This is a genomic window from Pseudomonas sp. 43NM1 (assembly GCF_002836905.1).
GTDB lineage: Bacteria > Pseudomonadota > Gammaproteobacteria > Pseudomonadales > Pseudomonadaceae > Aquipseudomonas > Aquipseudomonas prosekii.
This window is the reverse complement of record NZ_MKGS01000072.1, coordinates 1-6,761: the sequence shown is the minus strand read 5'-3', so window position 1 is coordinate 6,761 and position 6,761 is coordinate 1. Positions and strand designations below refer to the sequence as shown.

The following is a 6,761-nucleotide window of genomic DNA, read 5'->3' as shown; positions in this document are numbered from 1 at the left end:
TTTGGCTGATACAAATGCTCGGTGCCGCGCGGGTTAGTCACCGCCAACTCCGGCACCCGCCCATGCCCCAACGTCGGCAACGACTCCAGTGCCGCCAGCGTATCGACGGCGGCAAATCGCCCGACCAATTCCGGCGCCGCCACGGCAAAAATCTCGAATGTGGATAACTGCACCGCGCGCAAATTGGAGTCGAGCATGCGCCCCAGCCGTATCGCCACATCGAAGCGCTCGGAGATCAAATCGGCGTGCGTCGATGAGGTCGACAAGTGAATGTGCAACTGCGGATGCTGCTGACGAAACACCGCCAGCGCCGGCACCACTTGCGCCAGGGCGAACTCGACCGTCGTGGTAATTCGCAACGACCCCTTGAGCTGCGAGTGCTCCGAACGCGCTTCTTCAATCGCCAGCCGCGCTTCATCGAGGGTGCGCAAACAACGCTGATAAAAACGCTCGCCGGCATCGGTCAGGGCCAATTGCCGGGTGTTGCGCGTAAGCAAAGTCACGCCCAACTCCTCCTCCAGGCGCTTGAGGTTGAAGCTGACTACCGCGCGGGTCTGCCCGAGCAAATCAGCCGCAGCGGTCAACGATCCGGCCTCGACCACGGCTTTGAAAGTGTCGAAACGGTCCAGGCTAACCATGGGCGCAGCGCTCCTTGTCAAAATAATTTTGACAAACTAGCAGGCAAACCAGCGTTTTCCTAACCGCGCCAGCGCCCTAGCCTGCACGTCTTATTACAGGGATGTCGCCATGACCTACCGCTCGAAAGTCGCGCTGGTGTATTTGCTGGGCTTCGCCCTCGACCTGCTGAACATGTTTGTCGCGAGCATTGCCTACCCGGACATTGCCCGCGAGTTGCACGCTTCAGTCACCGAACTGGCGTGGATCACCAACGCCTACATGCTCGGGCTGACGCTGATCATTCCGCTGAGCGTGTGGCTGGGCGCGCGGATCGGTGAGCGGCGGCTGATCCTCGCGTCCTTGCTGCTGTTCGGCATCGCATCGGCGCTGGTGGCTCAAGCCGGATCGATTGAAAGCCTGATCGGCTGGCGGCTGCTGCAAGGGCTCGGTGGCGGGTTGTTATTACCGGTCGGCCAGGCCTTGGCCTATCGACAGTTTCCACCGGCGCAGCGTGCGCATTTCACCGGCGTGGTGTTGCTGGTGGCGCTGATGGTGCCGGCCCTGTCGCCGGCGGCCGGCGGGTTGATTGTTGAGGCGTTGTCCTGGCGCTGGATTTTCTACTTGAACTTGCCGGTGGCGTTGCTCGCCTTCGGGCTCGGCATGCTTTGGTTGAAAGCGGAAAAAGCTTCGACCGAACGCCCGGTACTGGACGCCTTGGGCCTGCTGCTGGCGATGACCGCCCTGAGCCTGTTGTTGATTGCCGTGAGCCTGTTGAGCGAGCCCGCCACGCGCATTTTCGGCCTGCTCGGGCTGATCCTCAGCGCCGCTGTTGCGGCGTTGTACCTGCGCGACGGCTGGCGCAAACCCACGGCAATCCTTGACCTGCAACTGATCAAAAATCCATCACTGCGCCTGGCGATGCTGATCTACCTTTGCGTCCCCGGTATCTTCACCGGCACCAACCTGATTGCCGTGTTGTACCTGCACGAACTCGGTTTCGGCGCGGCACAAATCGGCGCGCTGATGTTGCCGTGGGCGGCCGGTTCGGGGGTGGCGATCATGCTCGGCAAACGCAGTTTCAATCGCATCGGTCCCAAGCCGCTGCTGATCAGCGGCATGCTGTTGCAATGCCTTGGCATTGTGCTGCTGATGCGCATCGAACAATCCGCCAGCGCGCTGCTGATCATTGCCTACGCCGTGATGGGCCTGGGCGGCAGCCTGTGCAGCATCACCGCGCAGACCTTGGCATTTGTCGGCATAACACCGGAAAAAATGGGCCACGCCAGTGCGCTGTGGAACATCAATCGCCAATTGGGTTTCTGTCTCGGCGCAGCACTGTTGAGCTCATTGCTCGGCGCGCTGGGCACTCAAGGCTTCAACGATTGCTTCATCGCCGCCGCACTGCTGACGCTGGTGCCAATGGCCGCGGTCCTGCGCTTCGACTCAACGAACGTGCTGGCCCTGCTAACCTCTCCTCCCCTTCAGGAAAAATCCGCATGACTGACTACACCGATTATTTTGACGAAGTGATCCAGGCCCATGTGGCGATTGAACAATGGTTCGCCGTGGAGGAAGACGCAGCGGCGCTGGAGAAATTACTTGAGCGGTTCTCGCCGCAGTTTTCGATGATTTCACCGTTGGGTCGGGTGCTCGATTTCGCCGAACTGTCGGCACTGTTTCGCATGGCGGGCGGGCAGAAACGCGGGTTCAGGATTGAGCTCAGCGAGCTGAACGGGATTGCCTTGCACGCGGGCGGCGCGACGGTCAGCTATCGCGAGCAGCAAACCGATGATACGGGGCTGCACTCGGATCGGAGGTCGACGGTGGTGTTTGAAAAACAGCCTGGCGGGCAGATCGTCTGGCGGCATTTGCATGAGACATTTTGTCAGCTCTGACACAGCGCTTTTGTGGCGAGGGGGCTTGCCCCCGTTCGGCGGCGAAGCCGTCGCAAAACCTGCCTGCAAGGTGCGTCCGGGAGAACCGGGTTGCGAGATAAGGGGCTGCTGCGCAGCCCAACGGGGGCAAGCCCCCTCGCCACAAGCGTTAAGCGCCGTTCTCTTGTTTCACCACCACCGTGCAGGTAATGCCGGCCGCCAGCAGCACGCCTTCCGGCACTTCATCGATGTGAATCCGCACCGGCACCCGCTGCGCCAAACGCACCCAGTTGAACGTCGGGTTGACGTCCGCGATCAACTCGCGACTTTCCGGGTTGTCGCGGTCGTAGATCCCGCGCGAAATACTCTCGACGTGGCCCTTCAACACTTCGCCGCTCATCAGTTGCATGTCGGCCTTATCACCCACGCGCACGTGGGGCAGTTTGGTTTCTTCGAAGAAGCCGTAGACCCAGAACGAGTTCATGTCGACCACGGCCATTTTCGCCTCGCCGATGCGCGCGTAGTCACCGCGATGGACGTTGAGGTTGGTGACGTAGCCGTCGACCGCCGCCCGCACTTCGGTGCGTTTGAGGTTCAGTTGCGCCGCTTCCAGTTGCGCCTGCGCGTGTTGGTAATCGGCCAGCGCCGAGTCAGCAATATTGCTCGCGTCGTCGCGGTTTTCTTTGGAAATAACCAGCGCGTCCATGTCGGCGCGGCGATGCGCGTTGACCTTGCGCATCTCCCAGGTGGCCTTGCGTGACGCCACCAGCGACTGCGCCTGTTTGACCGCGATGCGGTAGTGCTCGGGGTCGATCTGCATCAGCAAATCGCCCTTTTTCACCAGTTGGTTATCGCGCACCGGCACGTCCACCACTTCGCCGGTGACGTCGGCGGCGACATTGATGATGTCGGCGCGCACCCGGCCATCGCGGGTCCACGGCGTGTCCATGTAATGCACCCACAAGGTTCGGCCAATCCAGATCGCAAGGGCCAGCACCAGCAAAGTCGCGAGCACGCTGAAAAGCTTTTTCATCAGAGCCTTCTTCAGTGAGAGAGAGTCAACGGTAAACAGTCAGCGCCAGCGCGCCGAACAGACAGGTAAACAGGCTCAGGCGCAGCAGCGCCGGGTGCCAGAAAAAGCGGTACAGATCGAACCCGGACAGAAACCGGTCGAGCGCCCAGGCCAGCGCCGCAGCGATGAAAAACATCAGCGTCATGGTCGGCATGTAAATGCCGTGGAAAGCGATTTCACGCGGCATGTTCGAGTCCTTTGGCGGGGGTTTTCAGGTAAGCCGTGAGCGGCGATTGCGGGTCCAGCAGCGAGGTACGAATGAAGTGCAGATAACTCTTCACCCGGCGCAGCGCCGAGGTATCGAAGTGCGGCGCGAATGGCTCATCGGTGGCTTGCACGCGGCTGATCGCATGATCGACGGCGATCAAGCCGCGCTCCAGATTGCTCTGGCTCGGTTGCAGGAATAGCCGCACCAGCGAGCGCCCCATCACGCGGATCGCCTGGCGCCACGGCTGCGATTCGGCATACGCCGGGTGCACCGGCAGAATCGCCTGTTCCTTGCGCAACTCGATGATCGCGTGGCCGACTTCCAGCACCACAAACATCCAGCGCAGCAAGTCGCGCTGCACGTGCGGCTGGCCGACCGCTAAGCCGTAAGCCTGGTGCAGCAAGTCACGCGTGCGGCTTTCGAAACTTGAGCCCAGGCCCTTGAGTTTGACGCTGATCGCGTAGACCACTTGCTCGCGCAGATCCTGCTCCAGCCGCCGCCACAACCAGCGGCTGTTCGGCGGCAGAATGATCGCGCCGGCGGCGGCGCACACCAGCATGCCGAGGACCATGGCGATGTAGTCGTTGATGAAGGTGTAGGGGTTGTAGACCGTGAGGTTGTCGGGCACCGAACCGGTGCTGAAGAAGATCAGCAGCCCCAGGCCCACCCCGGCGTATTGCGGGCGCGAAGTGAGGAATGAACCGAGCACGATCACCGGCGCCAGCATCACGCACAGCAACGGAAAACCGTCGATCCAGGGGAAGATGAAAAACATCTCGACGAAGCCGATCAACGCCCCGAGCAACGTGCCGCAGGCCATTTGAAACGCCATGCGTTTGGGGTTCGGCGTCGCCGCTGAAAGCCCTACGGTGGCGGCGGCAATCAAGGTCATCGTCGCCCCGCTCGGCCACGCCGTCGCCACCCAATAACTGCCGAGCACGATCAGGATGAACGACGCACGAAGCCCCGAAGCGGCCGACGCCAGCCAGTTGGTTTGCGGGGTAAACGGTTCATCCCATTGTTCGCGGGCATGCGAGTGATCGGCCAGCGAGGCGTGGGTCTGGGCATAACTGTGCAAGTCGTCGACGAAGCGATAGAGCAGTTCGTAGGCGGTGTGGAAATCCAGTTGTTCGGCGTCACTTGGCTCGCTCTCCTGGAACGTCGCCCGCAAGTGGCGCACGCGCGTCGGCAAGCCTTCCTTGTAAGCACTCAGCGTCGTCACCAACCGCGTGGCATCGGCGTCGGTCAAGGCGCGGCCGCTGAAGCCGTCGAGCAGTTCGGCGAGGTCCTGCAAACCCGGTTTGATCGCCGCGACCACGTGGTCGGCGGCGCTGCTGCGCAAGCGTTCGAGCAACTGGTGCAAGGCGTTGAAGCGCGTGGTGATGCTCATGAATTCGCTGTTCAAGCGGCTGAGCCGACCGTTGCGCCGACGCATGTGCGGGTCTTCGAACACGGTGACGCTGCGCAGCCCTTCGAGGCCGACGGCTTCGGCGATGAAGCGCACGTTGCTCGCTTCAAACGCCTCGCGTTGACTGCGACCGCGCAAGCCATCGGTGACGAACAACGCGAACACGCCGAAGCGCTGATACAAAGCGTTGCGCATCGCCGCGCCGGAGGTTTGCGGGAGGATGGCGGCGCTGATCAGGGTAGAGCAAATGATCCCCAGGGAGATTTCCAGCACGCGCCAGACTGCCGCCATGAACGCGCCGTCGGGGTGCGCCAATGCCGGCAGGCCGACCATCGCGGCGGTGTAACCGGCGAGCACAAAACCGTAGGCGCGAAAGTTGCGATAACGCGCGGCGCCAGCGGTGCACAGGCCCACCCAGATCGCCAGTGAGCCAAGGAACAGTTCAGTGTTTTGCGCGAACAGCGCGATCAGCAACACCATCACCGCCGACCCGGCGAGCGTGCCGAGGAAGCGATAAAAACTCTTGGCCAGGACATGGCCGCTTTGCGGTTGCATGACGATAAACACGGTGATCATCGCCGTGCGCGGCTGCGGCAATTCCAGGCGCATTGCCAGCCACAACGTCAGGAACGCGGCGATCAGCACTTTGAAAATATAAACCCAGGTCACGCCATCGCTGCGCGCCCAGTCGTAAAAGCCCCGGCGCCATTCCAGGGAATGCAGCCAGCGCAGCGGTGCGGGCATAGTCCTGTTCATTGAGAAGAAACCTGAGTCGGACGAAATCCCGTGGAATCACGGGCACCTGTGGCGAGGGGGCTTGCCCCCGTTCGGCGGCGAAGCCGTCGTAAAACCCGTGAACGCGGTGTGTCTGAAAAAAAACGCTGGCCGGTTTTGGGCTCGCTTCGCAACCCAACGGGGGCAAGCCCCCTCGCCACAGGGCTAGTGTTCAATTCAAGATTCTCTGCACCGCACTGGAGATAGTCGCCGGGGTTTTCGGCGCGGCGGTCTGGCGGTCTGTCGGCGCGTCGCTGCCGGCACCGAGCCCGCCGCCCAACGCCGTCACCAACTCCGCGTGCGCACTCAACCGCGCCGCTTGCACCTGTTGCTGCACCTGCTGCTGTTTGAACAACAACGTCTGCGCATTCAGCACATTCAGGTAATCGGTGAGCCCACGCTGATACGCAATCATCGCGATGTCGTACGTCTTCTGCGCCGTGGCCACCGACTCGGCGGCAAAGATTTGTTGCTTGTCCATCGACTCGCGGCGGATCAACTGATCGGAAATGTTCTTCAGCGCATTCACCAGCGTCTGGTTGTACTTGGCGACAGCAATGTCGTACCCGGCCGAAGCTTCACCGAGTTCCGCGCGCAACCGCCCGCCGTCGAAAATCGGCAGCGAGATCGCCGGGCCGACGCTGTAGTTGAGTTTCTTGCCGGTGAGGAACTCCAGCGCGCCGCCGCCCGTGGCCATGTAGCCGAGGCTGCCGACCAGATCGACGTTGGGATAAAACCCGGCGTGCGCGACATCGATGCCCCGCGCCTGCGCCGCGACTTGCCAGCGACTGGCGACCACGTCCGGAC

The 6,761-nt window shown here is 62.0% G+C and carries 7 protein-coding genes; 2 read left to right on the top strand and 5 right to left on the bottom strand.

The genetic code is table 11. From position 1 onward, the window contains the following. Window positions 1–638 (bottom strand): LysR family transcriptional regulator (locus BI292_RS08350; RefSeq protein ID WP_101207586.1); only part of this gene is annotated, 638 nt, incomplete at its 3' end. Window positions 639–747: 109 nt separating this feature from the next. Between BI292_RS08350 and BI292_RS08345 the strand changes: the two genes are divergently transcribed. Both BI292_RS08345 and BI292_RS08340 read left to right on the top strand, forming a co-directional pair. Beyond that, window positions 748–2,118 carry an MFS transporter gene (locus tag BI292_RS08345; RefSeq protein ID WP_101207585.1) on the top strand — a complete coding sequence of 457 codons (1,371 nt, stop codon included), beginning with the start codon at window positions 748–750 and terminating at the stop codon, window positions 2,116–2,118. Next, window positions 2,115–2,513: a DUF4440 domain-containing protein gene (locus tag BI292_RS08340; protein WP_101207584.1), complete on the top strand. Its 399-nt coding sequence runs from the start codon at window positions 2,115–2,117 to the stop codon at window positions 2,511–2,513. The genes BI292_RS08345 and BI292_RS08340 overlap by 4 nt, the downstream gene beginning before the upstream one ends. 148 nt (window positions 2,514–2,661) lie before the next feature. Here BI292_RS08340 and BI292_RS08330 read toward each other — a convergent pair whose 3' ends face one another. The 4 genes from BI292_RS08330 to BI292_RS08310 all read right to left on the bottom strand — a co-directional run. After that, complete coding sequence (locus BI292_RS08330; RefSeq protein WP_101207583.1) at window positions 2,662–3,525, bottom strand: HlyD family secretion protein; 864 nt, start codon at window positions 3,523–3,525, stop codon at window positions 2,662–2,664. A gap of 25 nt (window positions 3,526–3,550) precedes the next feature. Then, window positions 3,551–3,751, bottom strand: a complete 201-nt coding sequence (locus BI292_RS08325) for a DUF1656 domain-containing protein (RefSeq protein WP_092273020.1) — start codon at window positions 3,749–3,751, stop codon at window positions 3,551–3,553. Further along, complete coding sequence (locus BI292_RS08320; RefSeq protein WP_178076552.1) at window positions 3,741–5,936, bottom strand: FUSC family protein; 2,196 nt, start codon at window positions 5,934–5,936, stop codon at window positions 3,741–3,743. Before BI292_RS08320 ends, BI292_RS08325 begins: the two co-directional genes overlap by 11 nt. Window positions 5,937–6,126: 190 nt before the next feature. Next, a partial coding sequence (locus BI292_RS08310) for a TolC family protein (RefSeq protein ID WP_178076551.1) occupies window positions 6,127–6,761 on the bottom strand: 635 nt, incomplete at its 5' end.